General features: G+C 63.5%; 13 protein-coding genes. All 13 read right to left on the bottom strand.

Annotation, left to right across the window (positions count from 1 at the left end):
- Window positions 1-238: 238 nt before the first annotated feature.
- The 13 genes from OJ996_RS13595 to OJ996_RS13535 all read right to left on the bottom strand — a co-directional run bounded on the left by OJ996_RS13595 (window position 239) and on the right by OJ996_RS13535 (window position 20,100).
- The gene (locus OJ996_RS13595; RefSeq protein ID WP_264514152.1) at window positions 239-553 is read right to left on the bottom strand and encodes a hypothetical protein; all 315 of its coding nucleotides are present in this window, start codon (window positions 551-553) and stop codon (window positions 239-241) included.
- A gap of 5 nt (window positions 554-558) precedes the next feature.
- On the bottom strand, window positions 559-2,898 hold the full coding sequence (locus OJ996_RS13590) for a S1 family serine peptidase (protein ID WP_264514151.1): 2,340 nt from the start codon (window positions 2,896-2,898) through the stop codon (window positions 559-561).
- A 73-nt stretch (window positions 2,899-2,971) separates the two neighbouring features.
- Window positions 2,972-4,309: a cytochrome P450 gene (locus OJ996_RS13585; protein WP_264514150.1), complete on the bottom strand. Its 1,338-nt coding sequence runs from the start codon at window positions 4,307-4,309 to the stop codon at window positions 2,972-2,974.
- Window positions 4,310-4,365: 56 nt separating this feature from the next.
- Complete coding sequence (locus OJ996_RS13580; RefSeq protein ID WP_264514149.1) at window positions 4,366-5,583, bottom strand: SGNH/GDSL hydrolase family protein; 1,218 nt, start codon at window positions 5,581-5,583, stop codon at window positions 4,366-4,368.
- The gene (locus OJ996_RS13575; protein ID WP_264514148.1) at window positions 5,580-6,281 is read right to left on the bottom strand and encodes a TetR/AcrR family transcriptional regulator; all 702 of its coding nucleotides are present in this window, start codon (window positions 6,279-6,281) and stop codon (window positions 5,580-5,582) included. The genes OJ996_RS13580 and OJ996_RS13575 overlap by 4 nt, the downstream gene beginning before the upstream one ends.
- A 125-nt stretch (window positions 6,282-6,406) precedes the next feature.
- Window positions 6,407-7,411, bottom strand: a complete 1,005-nt coding sequence (locus OJ996_RS13570) for a metallophosphoesterase (RefSeq protein WP_264514147.1) — start codon at window positions 7,409-7,411, stop codon at window positions 6,407-6,409.
- A gap of 84 nt (window positions 7,412-7,495) precedes the next feature.
- Window positions 7,496-8,425, bottom strand: coding sequence for an MBL fold metallo-hydrolase (locus tag OJ996_RS13565; protein ID WP_264514146.1), 930 nt, complete (start codon window positions 8,423-8,425; stop codon window positions 7,496-7,498).
- Between the two features lie 29 nt (window positions 8,426-8,454).
- Complete coding sequence (gene pyrF, locus OJ996_RS13560) at window positions 8,455-9,234, bottom strand: orotidine-5'-phosphate decarboxylase (protein ID WP_264514145.1); 780 nt, start codon at window positions 9,232-9,234, stop codon at window positions 8,455-8,457.
- A gap of 37 nt (window positions 9,235-9,271) precedes the next feature.
- Window positions 9,272-9,718: a GNAT family N-acetyltransferase gene (locus OJ996_RS13555; RefSeq protein WP_264514144.1), complete on the bottom strand. Its 447-nt coding sequence runs from the start codon at window positions 9,716-9,718 to the stop codon at window positions 9,272-9,274.
- An 11-nt stretch (window positions 9,719-9,729) separates the two neighbouring features.
- On the bottom strand, window positions 9,730-11,478 hold the full coding sequence (locus tag OJ996_RS13550) for a heparinase II/III domain-containing protein (RefSeq protein WP_264514143.1): 1,749 nt from the start codon (window positions 11,476-11,478) through the stop codon (window positions 9,730-9,732).
- A 30-nt stretch (window positions 11,479-11,508) separates the two neighbouring features.
- A complete protein-coding gene (locus OJ996_RS13545; protein ID WP_264514142.1) occupies window positions 11,509-14,865 on the bottom strand; it encodes a transglutaminase family protein in 3,357 nt (1,118 codons plus the stop codon).
- A gap of 117 nt (window positions 14,866-14,982) precedes the next feature.
- Window positions 14,983-16,929, bottom strand: a complete 1,947-nt coding sequence (locus OJ996_RS13540) for a sialate O-acetylesterase (protein ID WP_264514141.1) — start codon at window positions 16,927-16,929, stop codon at window positions 14,983-14,985.
- A gap of 117 nt (window positions 16,930-17,046) precedes the next feature.
- Window positions 17,047-20,100, bottom strand: coding sequence for a beta strand repeat-containing protein (locus OJ996_RS13535; RefSeq protein ID WP_264514140.1), 3,054 nt, complete (start codon window positions 20,098-20,100; stop codon window positions 17,047-17,049).
- Window positions 20,101-20,162: the final 62 nt, after the last annotated feature.

The following is a 20,162-nucleotide window of genomic DNA, read 5'->3' as shown; positions in this document are numbered from 1 at the left end:
GAAATTTTGGTAGCTTGTGAAATTTTTCACAAGCTCTTTCGTGGTCGAACCGGAGTGTAAAATCCGGCGCGGGCGCGGAGTCTGCAAACCGGCCTAGCGGGTGGCAACCGGAAAAAGGGGCCACTAACCAAATTTCCCCGGGGTACCCCTTGCGTTGCAGGGATTCCGTGTGGGGAAGGGCGTTTTGCGCCAAGCGAGCCAGCAGAGGCGGACTCCGCTCGGCTTCGCCGGATCAGGCTCAGGCCTTCCAGTTCATCCCCCGCTCCTCCCGCCACTGGCGAAATGCCGCAAACTGCTCTTTCTTAGGCAATTCCCGGCGCTGCGGATCTTCGTTAAGGAAGACCTCGAACCAATTCTTCTGATCGGAAACCGCCTCCTTTCTCCCCGCCAGATCCGCATCAGCGCCGTGGACAGGGAACGATTCCCGCGAAGCAAGCTGCCGCATCAGACGTCCGACCTTTCCAGAAAGCCGGGCGACCTGAAGGAGGAGCAGGAGCTGAAAGACCAGAATCGAGCCAACGAGGGCGGGAATGAAGTAAGGATTCTCAAGCATCAGAGTCAGGGAGCAGTTTCCGCGGAAAGGACATAGGCTCCCGACTGGGTGTCAAGGTAGGTCGTAGCGCGCACCAGGTAGCGGCGGTCGGCCTTGGCGGTGAAGGTCAGGGCGGCATCATCAAGCCCGCCGGTTGAAGCCCCTTGGTCCGCTTCCGCCACGATGCTCAGGTCGGTCGCGTCCAGAACGACCAGATAGGCATCGAAGGCAAAGGAACTGAGGTTCAAGCTGACAGCCGTATCCGCCGAGACTTGATCCAATAGGAAGTCCCGTTTCGCCGTGAAGGAGCGTTCGTCCCGCTCGCCGCCCTTGGCCAGTTTGCCCTTCACGCTGGAACCGAGCGCCAGAGGCGCGACCGGGGTCTTCGGGGCGATCTTCGGGAGCAAACCGGTTACCGAATAGTTGCCCGTATCATTCTCGAGCGCCGAAGAGGCTCGCAGCACGTAGGATTTGCCGGGAACGGGCGCGAAGCGGAGGAGGGAATTGTTGTTCCGGAGCGCACGGTCATCGTTGGAGCCGATCAGACGTCCGCTTTCCGCGTCGATCAGGCCGAGGAAATCGTTGATGCCGCTGGCGCCCATGCCCTTGGAGTTCATTTGCAACTCCACGAGACCCAGCGTCGGAACGGCGGTGGGATCGAGGAGGAAATCGTCCTTCAAGTATTCACCGCCGGGCTGGAAGAAGGGATCGTAGACATCGGTGGCGGCCAGAGAACCCTTGAGGGTGGCCTTGCGAGTCTGGGGGATCACCAAGGCGGGCTGGGCGGCAAATTCGACGGGCGACCATAGATTCAGCTCAAAGTCCCCTGCCCCGCCAGAAGCCCGGACGATATAGGTGGTATCCGCCAGCGGGGTGAAGGTGAGGCGCTCATCGGTACCGGAGAGACCTTCCGCATTGTCCGAAGCGGAAGTGCCGACATTCGCGCCGGTCGCAGCCACCTCAACCGAGAGGACCGCATCGAAATCCGTCGAGCGGAGACTCACTGAAACCGGTTGATTTACGGGTAGGCCTTCAAGCCGGTAGGCGCGGGAGAAGCCCGCGTCGGTGGAATCCAAGGTTCCGCGGGTGCCACTGGTGAAGGTGAACGGCCGCGGCCCAGTGGCGTGGCCGGAAGAAATCGCCGCCCGGACCCGGAACACGCCGATGTTCTCGATGAGGGGCAATTCCACCGTCCAAAGCACCAAGCCAGCGCCGGCCACCGTGGAGGAAACGAAGCTCGGGGACTTCACCGTCCACGGACCCGCGGCGGTCGGAGCATTCTCGATGATGTAGTCCACCTCGGAGGCACTGGCTGGCCGGGTGTAGCTCAAACGCACCGAGTCCAAGGTGGTGGTGCGGTTCAGGGTATGGTCCGGCAGGGCGAAGTCCTCGAAGTTGGTGAAGCCGTTAGTGTCCGGATCGCGGGACTCGCCGGTGCGGTTGTTGGCGATTTCCCATGCCGTGTAGTTCGGCAGGACGTGGCCGAGGATGTAGCGGCGGAATTGGGAGACCCGGGCATTAATTCCGTAGACTCCCGGCTCCGCGCAGCCGGCTCCGAAGCTGACGATGCCGGCCTGCATCCATCCGGGGCCGACCGGCGACGGCACGATCATGGGACCGCCGCTGTCTCCGTAGCAGGAATCCTTCCCCCCTTCCGGATACCCGGCGGGGAGCATGTTCGCGGTGAGCGAGCCGAGGTAGGAGGGAGTGGCATTCGCAACCGCGAGATCCACCACCGGGACTTCCACCTCCTGAAGCAAGGCCGGGTAGTCGCGCTCGCCGTTGCTCATGTCGCCCCAACCAGTGATGACGGCCTCGATACCCGGTGCCGCCAAAGCAAGGTCATCGATCAGAGGAATGGTCGGAATCGAAGCCGAGGCGGGCTCGGCCAAGCGCAGGAGGGCGAAATCCGAATCAAGGGTGAAATCGTTGTACTTCGGAGCCATCACGATCTCCGCCACGGCGATCCGCTGGAACCCGGAGTTGCTATCGAGATCGTTGGTTCCGAGCACCACCTCGATGTCGGATGCCTTTGAACCGCTGACGCAATGGGAAGCGGTGAGAATCCAGCGGGGATGAATCAGGGAGCCACCGCAGAATTGGCCTTGGAAGTTGTCTGGCTCATCCGCAATCACGAGGGCAGCCATCCATGGATACTCGCCGGGCGAGGCATTGCCGCCACCGATGATCTTGGGCGCACGAGGGAGAGGGCCAAAGCCATCCTTCGCGGCGGTTTCAGCAGCCTTGTCATGCTTGCGACGGATCTCCAGCGGGGTGATGCGGCTGCTCCGGATCAGATCCTTATCGGCCCGGGCGGGCGCTACCAGCAAGAGGGCCAAAGACGAGAGGGCGATTCGGCGGATCATTGGACGGAGAATCCACAATCCGGCCAAAGCGTCGAGATAACATTCCCTGCCCGGGAAGTTGCGCAGTCCGCGGCTAGCGACCCTCCACGGCAAGCTTCATGCCGTGCTTGGGACGCAGGGTGATGAGGGCATCCGGCTCGACCGGGAAACCCGCAACCGGCTGGAATCGCATGCGCCGGAGGAAGACCACGATCATGATCACCAGTTCCTGCAGGGCGAACTGATTCCCGATGCAGGTACGCGGACCGGCACCGAAGGGGAAATAGATCTCGGGAGAAGGACGGCGATCCGGAAGGAAGCGATCGGGATCGAACTTCCGCGGCTCATCCCACCAGCGCTCGCCCCAGTGGAAATGGAAGATAGGGATCAGGAGCGTGGTGCCGGGGCGAATATGGAAGCCGCCGAGTTCGTCCTCCTTGGTGCAACGCCGGCCGACGGACCAGATTGTGGGGTAGAGGCGGAGGGATTCTTCCACCACCCGCCGGGTATAGGGGTAGGCGGCCAGGCTGCCGGTATCGAGGGCATCCCCGGCGGCAGTGATTTCGTCCAAGAGCTTTGCCTCGATCTCCGGATGGGTGGCGATGAGGTGGAGCAGCCAGCACATGGCATTCGCCGTGGTTTCGTGACCGGCGACGAACATGGTCATGACTTCGTCTCGAAGCTGCTCATTGGTCATGCCGCGACCGGTCTCCTCATCGCAGGCGGAGAGGAACATGGAGAGCAGGTCATCGTGATCTTCCCCACCCTGCCTGCGGCGGTCGATGATGCCGTGAACTATGGCATCAAGGGTGGCGCGGGCGTGGAATTCGGTCTTGGTGAAAGGCGTGGGGAAGGTGCGGGGCAGAAAGAAGCGCCAAGGCTGCCGCAGCATGCGCAGGGCGGTTTCATTCAAGGTCGCGACGTGCCGGCCCACGGAACCGGCGGAGGCATCGACATCCGTGCTGAACATCGCCCGGGAGATGATCTCCAGGGTGAGCTGTGAGAAAAGAGGCGAGATGTCCACCGGCTCGCGAGCCTCAACCAGCTCCTCCGCGAAGTGGCGGGAGCGCTCGACCATCATCGCGAAGATGGCATCGAGACGGCGGCGGTGGAACGCGGGCTGAGTGAGCTTGCGCTGGCCGCGCCAGAACTCGCCGGAACTGGTGACCAGGCCGTTCCCCATGAGGATACGGAGCACCGCGTAAGAGCGGCCCTTCTCAATGTAGTGCGAGTAGCGGTCGGCAAGAACCTGGCGGGCTAGCTCCGGGCTGGCGACCACCGTGGCACTGCCGATGGGCGAACCGATGGTGAAGACGTCCCCGTATTTCTCCGCCCAACGGGGGATCCATGTCAGCGGGTCACGCTGCGCGTAGTAGGCGGGCCCCATCAACCAGTGACGGGGTGCATCGGCGGCTGGAGCAAGCTGGATCATAAGGAGAAATCATCAAGGACTAGTCTGCCAATCACCAAGGGATGCCGCGGCGCGATTCACTTCGGAGCACGGGTGATGGTGAACTCGTAAGGACGGGGCTTCGCCGCGACCCTCTGGAGATCGACGAGCGCGTTATCCTGACGCTCGACTGAATCCGTAATCGGAGACGGCCCCGGAAAGTGGCGCTGCTGGAGGACGCCCGCCATCCAGAGCTTGTCGCGGGCATCGACGAGCTCCTTCACAATGCAGGACTGGACATCCCAGGTGCCGCCCGGCTCCCAGCCGTTCGTGGTCATCGAGCCGATGTTCACGCCGCGGGCTAGTGAAGAGGCGCTCTCCTTGCCGAGTAGCTTGCCATCGGCACGGATCTCATAGTCTCCATCAGGCAGCCCGCTGATGGTGGTCATGTAGCGATTGAGCCCATCGGCAAGAGGCACCCAGCGAAACTGGAAATGCGTGAAGGGGCCGAGATTGAGCGGCAGGGCCTGATCGAGACGGGTGAACTTGATGCCGCCATCGACCGCGCCGACATCGCTGACCTGACAGTTCTGGCTAGAGCCGCCTTGCAGAGCCTTCGCATCGATCACGGCGGAAGAAACGTCCTCCGGAGCGCCGAGCCCCTTGAGCATGGCATAGGCCATCGCGGTCTGGCCGAGGTCATCGAGGTGGATGCCATCGCTGGTGTGCATGCGGATGTCGGAATCCTCCGGCTTCTTGTTCTTGTTCGACTCCACGATCTTGCGCTGGATGGCACGCATGCCGCGCTGGAGGTCGATGGTTTCGGCACCGAGGGACTTCGCCAGAGCCATGCCTTCATCGGTCATCTTCTGGAGATAACCGGTCTCGCCTTCATCCGGGTCCTGATGGAGAATCGCGGGGGAGCAAATGATCGCGCGGACCTTCTTCTCCTTGCAGCGGGTGACAATGGTGCGGATGCCATCGAGGTAGCGCTGCTTGTGCTCGTCGTCGGCCTTGGTGCCCCAGCCGATATCATTGATGCCAAAGGCGACGGTGACGACGGTGGCCCCCTTCGAGAACACATCGCGATCAAGTCGTTCCAGACAGCCGAAGGCAGTATCGCCGCCTTGGCCCGCATTCACGAAGCGGACCTTGCGATCCGGGAAGCGCATGAGTGTATAATGCTCGACGATCTTGGTGTAACCGCGGGCAGCGGTGATGCTATCGCCGATGAAGGCGAGGGTATCGCCATCGCGGAGTTCATACTCGGCGCGAGCTCCGGTGACGAGAGCGAGGAAGAGGAGAAGTTTCTTCATGGGATGAGTGAGTGAACGAGGACTTCCAGGGTGGAGGTTTCGACCGTCGCTTCATCGAGCGTGGCGAGTCCGGGATCGAGCGGGCGCTGGAGATTCGCCCAGGTGATCGCTTGGACCATCACGGCGGCAGTGGCGCGGAGATCCGAGGGAAGGCGGAACTGGCCGGACTTCGCACGAAGCGTGATGTAGCGGACGAGGTGTTCGAGGAGCTTCTCGCGGAGGCCGAGGACGAAGATCTCCGCGAGACCGGGAAACTCCAAGGCGGAGCGCATGAGCAAGAGGAGGCCGCGGCGATGGCGACGGATCAGGTGATACTGCTCGCGTAGTACTTCCCCGAGTTCCGCGGCGGGGTCCTTGGCCTTCTTGCGGGCGAGGGCGGCGACAAGAACGGGCCATTCGGTGCGCTCGAAGACCTCGCGCAGATAGGCCATGGTGCTGCCGGGGGCCGGGGTGGCGAGCGGAATCTCGAGAGCATCCAGCCACGCGTGGTCTTCATGGGATCCGTAGCGGATGACGAGGTCGAAGAGGGCCTCCTTGCTCTCGACGTAGAGGTAGACGGTGCCAACGGCGACGCCCATGGCCTTCGCGACGTCCGCCATCTGGGAACGTTCGAAGCCTTGGCGGCAGAAGACGGCGAGACCGGCCTCGGCGAGTTCACGGAGACGTTTGCCGGAGATGTCGGCCTTGAGGACGGGCATGGAGGAAATTTGACTGAATGATTCATTCAGTCAAGATTTCCGTCGTTGATCCGCGAAGAGCTTGGAAGGCGAATCGTTTCTTTTCCAAACGGGCCGACTGAGGTCGGCGTACCCAGGAGAAGGGATCAGGCCTTGCGGACCTTCACTCTGCCGGCACGGCTACGCTCGAAGGCGTGCATGCAGTTGCCATCCATGTCGAGGAGCTGGACGGTGATGCGCTCGTCATCGACGTGGATGTGATTGAAGCCGAAAACCTCCTTCGAGAAGCCGCGTTCGGATTTCTCGGTTTCATAGGTGGAGGCACCTCCGCCGCCGGAGACGAGGAAGCAGGGCTTGTAATCCTTGATCTGGAGATGCTGGAGGTTGTGATCGTGACCAGCGAGGTAGAGGGACACGTCGTTGCCCTTGAGATGTTCCCCCCAGTCCTTGATCAGGCCTTGGTTGTCCTTGCGTTTCTTGTCGTCGGTGAAGAGCGGGAAGTGGCTGATGACCCAAGTCCAGCGGGCGCGGGTGGGCTTCTTCATCTCGGCCTTCAGCCAGCGGTTCTGATCGAGCCGTTCCTGCGGGGTGAGGGCACCGAGGGCGTAGTTCCCATCGAGGTAGATGATTTTGACGAGAGGAGCGGCGGGACTCGGGAACTCAACGGCGTACCACTTGGCCGGCATTTTCCAGCGTGAGGTCGGGTTGTTCCTGGCGTAATCGAGCTGCATGTCCGCCTTCACGCGGCCCTGCTTGGAATCGTAGTCCGGGCCGTAGTCGTGATTGCCGAGGCAGGCGTAGAAGGGGCAATCGAGATGCTCCTTGGAATACATCCGCTCGAAGTGGCGGTCGAAGCGCGCAGGCTCGAGCATGTTGTAGAAGTTATCACCCAAGGCGAGGACGGCGGTGAGCGGGGCGTCAAGCTTGCCGGCGAATTCATTCATGCGCTGGGCCACCTTCACCTGACCGCCCTTGCCGGTGCCGTAGTCGCCGACGGCGAGGAAGTGCATGCCCTTCTTGCCGAAATCCGTGCGGGGACCGGCGGCATGGAGGCGGGATTGCCAGCCGGCGGTGAGGAAGGCGCTGCTAAAGATGAGGCCGGTTTTAAGGGCGGACCGGCGGGTCACGGGATTTGAGGAGAAGGCTTCCATGGGCCGGAAGGATACGGGCAACATGGAAGAGGGCTTACACGGGCCTGCCCGTTCAAGCGAAGCGGTGGGCGCGCACCCGGGGGATCACCACTCGATGCCGACGCCTTCCTCCGGGATGAGGATGCGCTCGGAGATGCCGAGGCGGTCGGCTTCCATGAGAAGGCGCTCGACCGGTTCGCCGATCGGCTCATTCCCGAGGGGGAAGGTGCCGTAGTGCATGGGGATCATGACCTTGGCCCCGAGCTCGGCGAAGGCGCGGACGGCTTCTTCCGGATTCATGTGGACGTCGCGACCGCTGGGGGCCTCGTAGGCACCGATGGGCATGAGGGCGACATCGATATTCTGGTGGCGGCGGCCGATCTCGGCGAAGCCATCGAACCACGCGCTATCGCCGCAGTGGAAGACGCTCTTGCCACCGGACTCGATGATGTAGCCGCCGTAGTCACGATGGGTATCATGAAGGTAACGCGCTCCCCAGTGATGGCTGGGGGTGTGGACCACGTTCATGCTATTGTACTCGATGTTCTCCCAGATCCGCATCTCGTGGACGGCGGGAAAGCCGAGGCGGCGGACGAGATTCGCGCTACCGCGGGGAACGACAATGCCGCCGCGGGACTGGAGCACCTTCAGGCTCGGCTTGTGGAGGTGATCGAAGTGGGCGTGGCTCACGAGAACGAGGTCGAGCTCCGGGATCGACTTGAGCGGCAGGCCGGGCTCGCGGAGGCGCTTCACGAAGCCGTGCCAGCGGGCCCAATTCGGATCGACGATGACCGAGTGATCCGAGAACTGGAGAAGGAAGGAGGCATGGCCGATCCACGTGACGCGGACGAGACCGGAATCCGGAACGGTGAGGACCGGATCCTGCGCGAGGCCGCCACGCTTCTGGAACATGCCCGGTACGATCCGGTGGCGGAAGAATTTGTAGTTCCGCCCCGGCCAGCCCTTTTGCGGGAGAAGGCCCGAGTAGTGGGCATTCACTTGGCCGGTCTTGGGATAGTCTTCTTTCTCCAACATGAACGGGCCAAAGTAACGTGGTTACGCGGTCACGCGACCGGTTCTTGATAGGATTTCGAGATCCGCTCCGCCCAAAGCCGGGCGCGCTCGCCGAAGGAGAGGCCATCATCGGCGTAAAGCACTCCGCGTGAGACATTGATGACATCCGGCGCGGTGCGGGCGGCGGCGGCCAACTCGGCCAAATCCCCCCCTTGGGCCCCGAGACCGGGGATCAGGAGCGGGGCATCCGGGATGCGTTGCAGAACGCCTGAGGTATTGGTGAGGCCGACGACGTAGCCGACATCGGTGGGCAGGCCGGCGGCGCGTTCGCCGAGGGCGGTGACGAGCTCGAAGACCGAGCGGCCATCGGCGAGGGTCTGGCGCTGGAAATCGGCGGAGCCGGGATTCGAGGTGACGGCGAGGAGGTAGATCCCCTTCCCTTCCCAGTTCAGGAAGGGCTCGATGGAATCGTAGCCGAGGAAGGGATTGAGGGTGACGGCATCCACCTTCCAGTGGGCAAAGTAACTATGCGCGTAGTACTTCTGCGTTTCGCCGATGTCGCTGCGCTTGGCATCTAGGATCACGGGGACTTCCTTCGGCATGTCCGCGAGGAGATCCTCCATGATGTGGAGGCCGCGAAGGCCCATGGCCTCGAAGTAGGCGATGTTCGGCTTGAAGGCGGCGGCGTGTTCCCAGGTTTCGTCGACCACCTGCTTCAGAAAATCCGGGACGGCCTCGATGCCGCCATCGCCGGGCCGGGGGTCGAGCCCGACGCAGAGACGGGAACCGGTGGCTTCGATACGGGCTTGGAGGCGTTCGCGGTAGCGCATGGGCCGGTTTTAGCAGGGCGGAGCCGGGGGGCAATTCCTAGTTGGCCGTCCACTCCAAGCGGTGGAACTCGGGGGTTTCCGTGGTGGTCTGGAAGCCCAGTGATTCGTAGAATTCGAGAGCCCGGGAATTGGTGCGGAAGACGGAGAGGCGGAGGGGCATACCGCGCGAGGCTGCTGCCTGCATGAGATCGGCGACGATCCGGCGGCCGATCCCCTGCCCTTGGCTCTCCGGGAGAATGCCGAGCGACAGGATGTAGTCGTGATCCGGCTCGGACTTCACCTGAAGGTAGCCGGAAAGACCATGGGGAATGAGGATCAGGTCCGTGCGGGTGGTCTGCCATTCCTTGATGAAGTTGGCGGTCTGCCAAGCCGGGTCCCAACCCCAGATCCGCTCGACGTGGTGGCGGAAGAGATTTTCGTAGAGGGCGAAGACTGCATTGTGGTCGTCGGGGGTCGCGGCGCGGAGTTCAAAGGAGGAGCTCACGTCGTGATGGACTACTCAAGCTGCCAGCCGACTTCAAGGGCGAGGCGATCCGCAACAGGCGCGGTGAAGCCGAACAAGTGGTAGCCCTGATTCTGGTTCTCGCGCCCGGTGGGAGGCTTGAGGGAGTAGCTTTCCCACTGGCCGCCGGACTGGTCCCTGCGGGTGAGGACGAGGCGCTTGCCTGATTCCTCAATCGTCACCCGCGGCCCATCGAACTTCGGCGGAACCTTGGTGATGACGGCCCAGCGGACGGGACCGGACGGCTTACCGATGCGGTCCGAGAGAGATACGGCACCCGTGGTGGGATCGAAGGTCGCGGTGCGGATGACCGACTCCGCTTGAGAGGCGTAGGCGCTGGTGAGATCAATGCGGGCTTGGTTCCCGGCTTCGGACATTTCAACCGGGCAGCCGACGCGGGGAGCCGCCTGAAGCTTGCCGCCGATCACGAGGGTATTGTGCGAGAGATTGGTGAGACGGAAGTAGTCCCAGCGCTGTTTCCCGAAGTAGCCGGGCATGTTGTAGTCGTCCTTCCCCATGTCGTGGAACCAGCGGATGCCCGCGGCCTCGTAGACAAAGACGCCGGCATCGAGATGGCCATGGCTGGCGGCACCGGTACCGCCCTTGATCGCAAGCCATGCGGCGTCCGGACTCCATGCGGTGCGGAAGAACGCGAAGGCTTGTTCGCCCTTGAAGGCGGCGGAGGTGGCGGCCGGTGCAGCCTTGTCTTCCCCGGGCTCTTCCGGAAGCCACAGCAAGAGCAGAGGGAAGAAGCGGAGATTCCCGGTCGAGCCGGTGCCGAGGTCTTTCTGAAGGGCCTTCTCCAAGAGGCTTCTCACATGCCGGGCCTGTGCGGGATCCTTGAAGCGGGTGGCGATCCAGTTCTGGGCCGGGGTCGGGATCTCAGTGTAGGGGTCGCCATCGGCGAAGCTGAAGGAAACACGCGTGGGACCGGTGATGTGGCGCATGAAGTCGCCGCTGCGATGGAGCAACGCGGGAACCTCCACCGGCTGGCCCAGGGCTTCGCGCGCGGCAAGGAGGAGGGTATGATAATTGGTGCCGTAGTGCCAATAGGAGGGTCCCTCCGGGTAGGCACCGTCCGGAGCGTAGAAAGAGCGGCAGCTTTCGATCAACTCCCTGCCGTGGCGGATGATCGCCTCGCAGCGGGCGGGATCACGCTCGCGGATGGCTTCCGCAGCGAGGGCCATGCCGGTGCCGCAGACCTGGGACCAGTTGTTAGACGGGCCGGTCCACCAACCGGCTTTCGCGTGGCGGTTTTCCACCTCCGGAAGGGCGAGGCGCAGGAGGGTATCCTCATACCGGCGTCGCTGCTCCGGGGTGAGCGAGGGATGGAGCCAATCGTAACCGATCGCAACGGCGGTGGCCATCTCGGCGGTGTCGAGGAAGTGGGATGGATTCCAGTCCTTCAGCGCGCAGGCGGCATCCAGCTCGCGGATCGCCCGCTCGCGGAAGCGTTCTTCCCAGGTGGTCCGCCATGCCCAGCCACAGAAGAGGAGGTGGTGAAGTGCCATGCGCGATTCGGAGAGCAGGCGCTTGCCATCCGGGATGCGATGCTCGCAGGTGCGCTCGGTGAGCACCTTTTCCGCGCGCTTCAGGATGTGGGCCTGGAGCTTGGCGGCAAGCGGATCCGCGGCAATGCGCTGCTTTACTTTCTCCTCGGCGGAGGCGGGGAAAAGCAGGCGCGGATGCGGGTCGGCCTTCGCCATCGCCAAGAGGACCAACAGCAGGGAAAGGATTCTCACATGCTGCGATACGGACCGCTTGCCAGCGACCTAGCGACGGAGGTCCAAGGTAACGGGGAAATCCATCGAAGGGTCTTCCATGGGGACTTCGGTATACGCAACGAGCGGGCCGCCGGCACGATCCACCACGCGATGGTAGCCGAAGCCGCCGGTGGAGGCGGGTTCCATGACGCCGGGGGTGTGCCCATGCTGCCAGAAGCGGTTCACGCGGCGCGACTCGGCCTCGTAGGCATTCACCGGGAAGCTCTCGTAACTGCGACCGCCCGGGTGGACGACGTGATAGACGCAACCACCGAGCGAGCGGCGGTTCCAGGTATCGACAACATCGAAGGTGAGCGGGGTGTGGACGCCGATGGTCGGGTGCATGGCCGACCACGGGTCCCAAGCCTTGTAGCGGACACCGGCAACGTATTCGCCACGACGACCGGTAGGCTGGAGCGGAATGCGACGGCCATTGCAGACGAGCACGTGGCGGCCCTCGACCATGTTGCGGATCTTCACCTGCACGCGCTCGACCGAGGAATCGACATAACGGGCGGTGCCGGTGGAGCTACTTTCCTCACCGAGCACATGCCACGGCTCGAGCGCGGCGCGGATCTCCATTTCCACTCCGTCATGGCAGACGCGGCCGTAAACGGGGAAGCGAAACTCATGGAAAGGCTCTAGCCACGCGGCCTCGAAGGGGATGCCGGAGTTCTTGAGATCCAGCGCGACATCGATGAGATCCTGCCGAACGAAATGCGGCAGCATGAAGCGGTCGTGGAGCTCGGTGCCCCAGCGAACCAGTTTGCCATGGTACGGTTCATTCCAGAACTTCGCCACCAGCGAGCGCACGAGGAGCATCTGCACCAAGCTCATGCGGGCATGCGGCGGCATCTCGAAGGCGCGGAGCTCAAGGATACCCAAACGGCCGCTGGCGGCACCCGGGGCGTAGAGCTTGTCGATGCAGAACTCGGCGCGGTGGGTATTGCCGGTTAGATCGGTGAGCATGTTCCGGAGAACGCGGTCCACCATCCAAGGCGGATCGCCGGCTTCCGGAAGCTGGCTGAAGGCGATCTCCAGCTCGAAGAGACGGTCATCGCGGCCTTCATCGGCACGCGGAGCCTGGCTGGTGGGGCCGAGGAAAAGGCCGGAGAAGAGATAGGAAAGGCCGGGGTGGTGCTGCCAATAGGTGATGAGGCTGCGCAGCAGGCCGGGCTTGCGCAAGAAGGGGCTGCGGTCCGGCGTCTCGCCGCCGAGGGTGACGTGATTGCCGCCGCCGGTGCCGGTGTGGCGCCCATCGAGCATGAACTTCTCGGTGCCCAGACGCGAAAGACGGGCGGCCTCGTAAAGTGTGGTGGTGTTCTCGACGAGGTCGCGCCAGTTGGTAACAGGATGGACATTCACTTCGATCACGCCGGGATCCGGAGTCACCTTGATTCGCTCGATGCGGCGGTCCCAAGGCATCTCGTAGCCCTCGATGATGACGGGCAGCTTGAGCCTGGCAGCGACGTTTTCGACCGCCTCTAACAGGGTGAGGTAGTGCTCGAGATGGGTGACGGGCGGGAAGAAGACGTGGAGCTTGCCATGGCGCGGCTCGAAGACGATGGCGGTCTGCGGCACGGGCTTGCCAGAGTCTGCCGGTTCCGGGGGCGCCGGAGTGAAGCCGATGCCACTCTGGAGCGTGCGGCCCGCCGGGAGGATCGCGCCATGGGCAGGCAGGTCGGACTTCGGCTCGAGCGGAGAAGATTCCAACATCGCCTGCCGCGTGTCTTGGTCATCAGGAGCCTTCGGGAGGGAATCGAGCGGGAGACGGAAGCCCATTGGCGAGCCGCCGGGAACGAGCGACATGCGGCCGCGACGAAAGGTCCAGAGCGAGCTCTGCCAAATGTCACGCTCGGCATCCCACTCCAGCGGCAGCGCGAAACCGGTCGGCTTCGACAGGCCACGGTCAAGAAGCGTGGCGAGATAACGGCGCTCCAAGGGATCATCGAGATCCGCCGAGTAGGGATCGACATTCGCAGGCAGGGTGCTTTCCCGCCATGCGTAGTAGAAGGCGTCCTCGAAACCTGCGATGAGATGGGACTGATTGCAGCCGAGTTGATCGACCACCTGAGAAGCGAACCGGCGGGCATCCTCGATGCCGTGGCCCGGGTCCGAGTTGGGATCGGCGAGCAGGCGCTCATCCTTCCAGAGTGCTTGGCCGTCCTTCCGCCAGAGAACAGTGTAGGCCCAGCGGGGCAAGGGTTCGCCGGGATACCACTTCCCTTCCCCGTAGTGGAGCAGGCCGCTCGGGCCGAAGTAGTTCCTCAGGCGGCCTAACAGGCTCAAGGCCAGCTTGCGCTTGGCCGGGCTATCGGCGGAGACGTTCCACTCCGCGCCTTCCATGTCATCGATGGAGACGAAGGTCGGTTCACCACCCATGGTCAGGGCGACATCGCCCGCTTCAAGGACCTCATCCACCTTCGCACCGAGGGCGTCGATGGCTTCCCACTCGGTGTCCGAATAGGGCTTGGTGACGCGGGGGTCCTCGTGGACGCGGGTGACCTCGTTCGCCCAGATGAACTCGCTCTCGCAGGGATCCACCCCGCCGACGACAGGGGCGGCGCTGGCGGGCTCCGGGGTGCAGGAAAGCGGGATGTGCCCCTCCCCGGCGAAGAGACCGGAGGTGGCATCGAGGCCGACCCAGCCTGCACCGGGGATGTAGACCTCCGCCCAAGCGTGAAGATCGGTGACATCTTCCGCGACGCCGGAAGGACCATCGAGCGACTTCTCATCCGGCGTGAGCTGCACCGAGTAGCCCGAGACGAAGCGGGCCGCGAGGCCGAGGTGGCGGAGGGCTTGGACCAACAAGTAGGAGAAATCGCGGCAGGAACCCTTGCCGACCTCGAAGGTCTCCTCGCAGGACTGCACGCCGGCCTCCAAGCGGATAACGTAGCCGAGCGCTTGGTTCAGGCGGGAATTCACATCGACGAGGAAATCGATGGTGCGGCGCTTCTCGCGGGAAATGGTGCCGAGCCACTCCATCAGGCGCGGGCCGCTCTCGCGGATCTTCAGGTAGGGCGAGAGCTCGTGCTTGAGGGCGGCGGGGTAATCGAAGGGCCACTCCTCGGCGTATTCCTCCAGGAAGAAATCGAAGGGATTGATAACGGTCATGTCCGCCACCAGATCGACGACGATCTTCAGGTGGGTGGTCTTCTCCGGGAAGACGACGCGGGCGTTCCAATTGCCGAAGGGATCCTGCTGCCAGTTCAGGAAGTGATTGGCCGGCTCGATATTGAGCGAATAGGCGAGAATCGGGGTTCTTGAATGGACGCAGGGCCGGAGCCGGATGACATGCGGAGTCAGGCCGACCTCTCGGTCATAGCGATACTCGGTAAGATGGTGGAGGCCGACGCGGATTGCCATGGATCGGCGACCATGAAGCTCCCAGCATGCCAAAACAAGCAAGGACCGCAGCGGGGCGGGATTGCAAAGGTTTGAGCCTTGCCCCGCCGGACCACGGTCCTTGCCATTTCGAGAGCCTTAGCGGCGGGCGTCGGTCACGCCGGGCCACTCGTCGGTGCGGAAGGGACCTGCGGGGAGGCCTTCCTGATTGAAGAGATTGGCCTCCGGATTCGCGGCCCATGCATAGCGGACGGCGACGGGCGCGGGGACTTGGGCCGAGGAGACAACGACGTTGATGCCGTCGATCTTCGCATCCGCCCAGACGAACTTCTTATCGGCTCCGGCGATGGCAAAGCCTTTGAGCGGGCCGCCCTTGGCGACTAGGCCGGTGCCGGTGCTATCGAAGCTGAGCTTGATCGAGGAGCCCTCGACCTTCGAGCTTTTGAACTCGGGACCGGCGGCGACGATCTTCTGGCCGTAGGTTTTCGCGAGGGCCTGAAGGGCGAGGCGCTTGCCGACGTCCTGCTTGTTCCGAGGGTGGATATCGCCCGCTTCGCCAATGTCGATGGTGACGGCGAGGCCGGCGTTCTTGACGTTCTTGGAGGTCAGGGTCTGGGCCTCGCGGAGTTCCGCCCACTCCGCCTCACCGGGTTGCGGCTGGGTCTGGGTGAAGTTGGCGAGTTGCACGATGTAGAAGGGGAAATCGCCCTGTCCGAAGGCCTTGCGCCAATCCCCGATCATGGCCGGAAGCACGCGGCGGTACTGCATGGCGCGGGAGGCATTGCTTTCCCCTTGATACCAGATCGCGCCCTTGACGCCGTAGGGCAGGAGCGGAGCGATCATGGCATTGTAGAGCACGGTAGGAACATTCGGATTGTCGTTTGGCAGGCGCGGGTAGGCACCGGTCTTGGTGAGGTCCGCGCTCACCTTATAATGCCACTCACCGGCCAGCGGCAGCGCGGCGGAGCCGGGGACGCTGAGATTCATGCTCTCCGGTCCGCTATTGAAACCGGCATTGCCCGAGTGGTCGATGATCCGGACCGAGATGGCATTGCTGCCTGCCTTCAGGACGCCTGCCGGGATCTTGTAAGAGCGCTGCTTGGCAAAACCGGCGGTGTTGCCAACCTCGCGGCCGTTGACCCAGGCGGTGTCGTCGTCATCGATGGCGCCGAGATTGAGCTCGGCTTCCTTCCCGGCATCGGCAGCGGGGACTTCCACGGTGCGGCGGAACCACGCGACGCCATCCAGATTCGCGAGATCAGCGAAGGCGGAACCGGACCACTGGAGGGGCTGGGGAGCCTTGGACCATGAGGCATCGACTTCGCTCAGATTGGCCCAATTGCCGATGGTGCCGGCGTCGTGGCGTTTGAGCCAGGCCTGCTGCGGCGTCTCGCCGGTAGATGGCCGCGACTGGGCTTCGAGCGCTTCCATGGCGGCATTGAAATCCTGCAGGGGCAAAAGCGACTCCTTGCTGGCCCAGGCCTCCGCGATGGTGCCGCCCCATGAGGTGTGGATGAGGCCGATGGGCACGCCGAGATCCTGGTTCAGCTTGCGACCGAAGTAGTAGCCGACAGCGGTGAAGCTGCCGACCGTCTGCGGCGTGCACTGCATCCAGGCGCTGCCGGAGAAGGTCTTCTGCGGGGTGGCGGAGGTGACGTGGTCGAGATTGATCGAGCGGACCTGCGGGTGGGTCCCGGCGGCGATCTCCTCGGCGGCATTCCCGGAGTTCGCGACATTCCACTCCATGTTCGACTGACCGGAGCAGATCCAGACATCCCCGATCAGGATATCATTGAGCGTGACCGACTGCGGACCGCTGACGGTCATGGTGTGAGGACCACCAGCCGGGAGGGCGGGGAGCGTCACCTTCCACTTGCCATCGGCCCCGGCCACGGCGTCCGCAGACTTCCCGGCGAGGGTCACGGTGATCTTGGCACCCGGCTGGGTCCAGCCCCAGACCGAGTCCTGCTGATCGCGCTGCAGGACCATGTGGTCCGTGAAAAGCGGGCTGAGGAAGGGATCGGCCGCGCTGGAGAGCGAGATCGTGGCGGCGGCGACGAGGGTGGAGCGGAGAATGAGCTTCATGGGGTCCGGGGAAAAGAAACGGACCCGCGAGGGACTTTCATACGCCACGAAGCCCGGATGACGCGAAGAGGGGCCCCCACGGAAGGAGGCCCCTAGCGCAAGAGATGACACCGCGGATCAGGGAGCCGCATCGACCTTAACGCGGAGGAAGCCCTTTCCGGGTAGATTCTCGGAGTTCGTCAGCTTGAAGGTATGGTACTCCCAGTCCGTGCCGGCGAGCGAGGGCATGCCGGGCGCGGTATCCGACTTAGAGAGATGGGCCACCGGGCTATCGAAGCTTCCCAAGGCGAGCGATCCCTCCACCCGGTAGACGATACCATCCACGGTGGCGGTCTGCGCACCGCCGCTTCCAGCAGCAAAGACCGCGCCATCGCGAACCGCCACGACGAGCGTGAGCTCATTGCCCGCGGGCGCGGAGACATCCTGGATGATCGCGCGGGTCAGGCCTGGATTGCCGCCTGCGGTCGGGTCACCCTTCAGCGCGAATTCCAGAAGATTGCTCGCGCCATCCTTGTCCGGATCGGCGGAGGGCAGTGCATTCGGGCCGGCGAGACCTGCAGCGGAGGCCCAGGTATCGAACTTCGAGGCGGTGGCAAGCTGGGTAACCTCAATCAAGCCGGAGCCGGTGATAGCCCCGGTGGTAAAGTCGGCATCCAAGGAATCCAAGGCGCCCCAGGTGCCCACGGCGGCAGGCACTCCGGCAATGATCAGGCCGCGAACGGTATCGGTGGAGCCGGTCTGGAGGTCCAGGGTAGCTCCGGCCGCGATGCTGAGATCCGAGCCATCGGCAAGCGTGGGCGAATACATGAGCAAGGTCCCCTCGCCCACCGTGGTCTTGCCGGTGTAGTCGCTATCGAAGCCGCCCAATTCCAGGAGTCCGGCACCGAGCTTGGTCAGGCCACCATCGACGGCGGCATCACCCGGGATGTTAGAATGCTTGAGGTCTTGGTTCAGCACGAGGCTGTTGCCATTCGTATCAATCACCGCGCCGCCATTGCGGACATTGGCGCGGGTGAGACCCTGCATGAAGTTCAGGAAGCCGTTGTTCGCCTTCAGGGTGCCGCCGTTGAAGTTGAAGGTGGAGGTGCCCGGCGTGAAGGTCGTGCCGACACGGCTGAGAAGAAGGGTGCCGCCGTTGAGATTCAGGGTCGCATTGTCGGCCGCTGTAGCCGCCATGATGATGCCGTAGAAGAAGCCGCCGATATTGCTGCCCGCGGTGCTGTTCGTGGCATTCACGGTGCCGCCGTTGATGGTGAGGATACCGGTGCTGCCCTGCTCGGCGATCACCGCATTCCGCTGCACCCCGGCGGTGCCGCTGGCATTGAGCGTGCCGCCGCTGATGGCGTATTCCCCGGTCTGTCCGGCAGTGCGGCCGATGACCGTGTAGGCCCCGCTATTCACGCTGCCGCCTGTCTGCTGGAAGAGTCCATCATGGACGAAGAAGTTCTGGTTGGCCGCGAGGGTGAGCGCGCCATCCGCCACCGTGAAGATGCCGGTGCCGAATTTGTTGAACTGGCCGATATTCGCGGTGCCGGTGAGAGTGAGATTGCCTGCTCCCTGGATGTTCAGGGTCTGGTTACCCGTGATGGTGCCGGGATATGTTTTGCTGCCCGTTGTATCGAGCACCAAGGGTCCACCCGCCACGGAGATGCCGCCGGTGAAGGTCTGGCCCGCGAGGTCGAGGATGAGCGAGTTTCCACCCACCTTCGCCAAACCGATGGCGTTGCCCTGATTCGTGAGAGTTCCGGCGTTGGTGGTGAGAGTGGTATTGCCGCCACCGGTATCGACCGCGAAGAAGGTTCCGATCGAGAAGTCCGCCGCATCCATCAAGCTGACGACCTCGGCCTCGGTGAGGGCGGTGCCGGTGAGGCGCACTCCGTAGCCGGCGCCGGTAGAGACCTGAACCTTCTCCGGATGTGGGATCGCACTCACGGCATTCGCGATGAGTTGACCACCTTGGACGAGGACGTCGCCGCTGAAAGTGTTTGCGCCCCCCAGACCAAGGAAGCCATTGCCTTTTTTTACCAATCCGCCGTTGCCAGTGCCCGCGATGAGATTGGTCGAGATGGTGGCGTTGAAGCCGTTGGTGTCGATGTTCGCCCCGCCCGCGTTGATCACCGGATTCAGGCCGCCGGTGAAGTAGTTTCCGGTGCCCGCGGTCGAGCGCAAGGTGCCACCGTCGAAGTTGAAGGTGGCATTGCCACCACCCTTGGTGATCGCCTGGCCGTTGATGTTGAAAGTTCCGCCTGTGAGCAGGTTCACGGTGCCGGCCTGGTCGACAACATTGGTGAGCTTCACCGGGCTGCCGCTATTGTGGCTGTAGGTGCCGGTGCCGGAGATGCTCAGGATGCCGGTGGAATTGGTGGTCTGAGTACCGTTGTAGCCCGAGCCGATCTGGAGCGGCCCGGCATTCACCGTCACGCTGCCGGAAGTGATATTGAGCGTGCCGGTGGTATTGGCGTTCGTGCCGAGGAAAAGCGCGGTGGCTCCGGTGGCCAGCACAAGCGACCCACCTTGAACATTCATGGTGCCATTGATGCCATCGCCCACACCGACATAGTCGCCGGTGGTGGTGACCGTGCCGCTCGTGAGATTCAAGGTGGCAGGGGCAGAACCCACGCCCGCGCCGACGATGAACTTCTTGATGGCGAAGGCGGGCGAGGAAAGATTCAGCGTGGCTCCGGAGACGGTGAAGTTCCGTCCCGTGCCCGTGTAGTCGCCGCTGAGATTAAGCGTGCCCGGCCCTGCAATGGTGACAGCACCCGAGGTGGCGGTGATAGGTGCCGAGATGGAGGCGGTGAGGCCGCTCAGGATCGAGATCGTGTTATTGCCCGTGTTGTTCAGCGTGAGGGCACCACCCGTCACGGCGTAGCTGGTGGTCTGGAAGGCGAGGTCATTTGCAGTGACACCTGCGGCGGCGATAGCAACCGTGCCTGCGGATCCGGCGAAGACTGCGTCATTGTCCGTGCCGGCGCCGGGCCATGCGATGGCCGTGCCTGCGGTCGCGGCGCTATCCCAATTCATGGGGGTGGCTGTCTCCCAAGTTCCGGAGCCGCCGTCGGCATCGGCGGTGGCATCGGTGCCGTCCCAGTAATGGGAAATGGCGAAAGCGGGGGTGGCGTGGAACGAAGTGGCGGCGGCCAGAGCAAGCAGGGTTTGACGACGGGTCATGGATTTCAACGGGTTGGGTTCAAACCCGGCAAAAGCCGACCTTGGGGGTGCGCGCCGGGTTC

The organism is Luteolibacter rhizosphaerae, from assembly GCF_025950095.1.
Classification (GTDB): Bacteria; Verrucomicrobiota; Verrucomicrobiia; order Verrucomicrobiales; family Akkermansiaceae; genus Haloferula; species Haloferula rhizosphaerae.
Note: the sequence above shows the minus strand (reverse complement) of the source record. Positions and strands in the feature narration are given on the sequence as shown.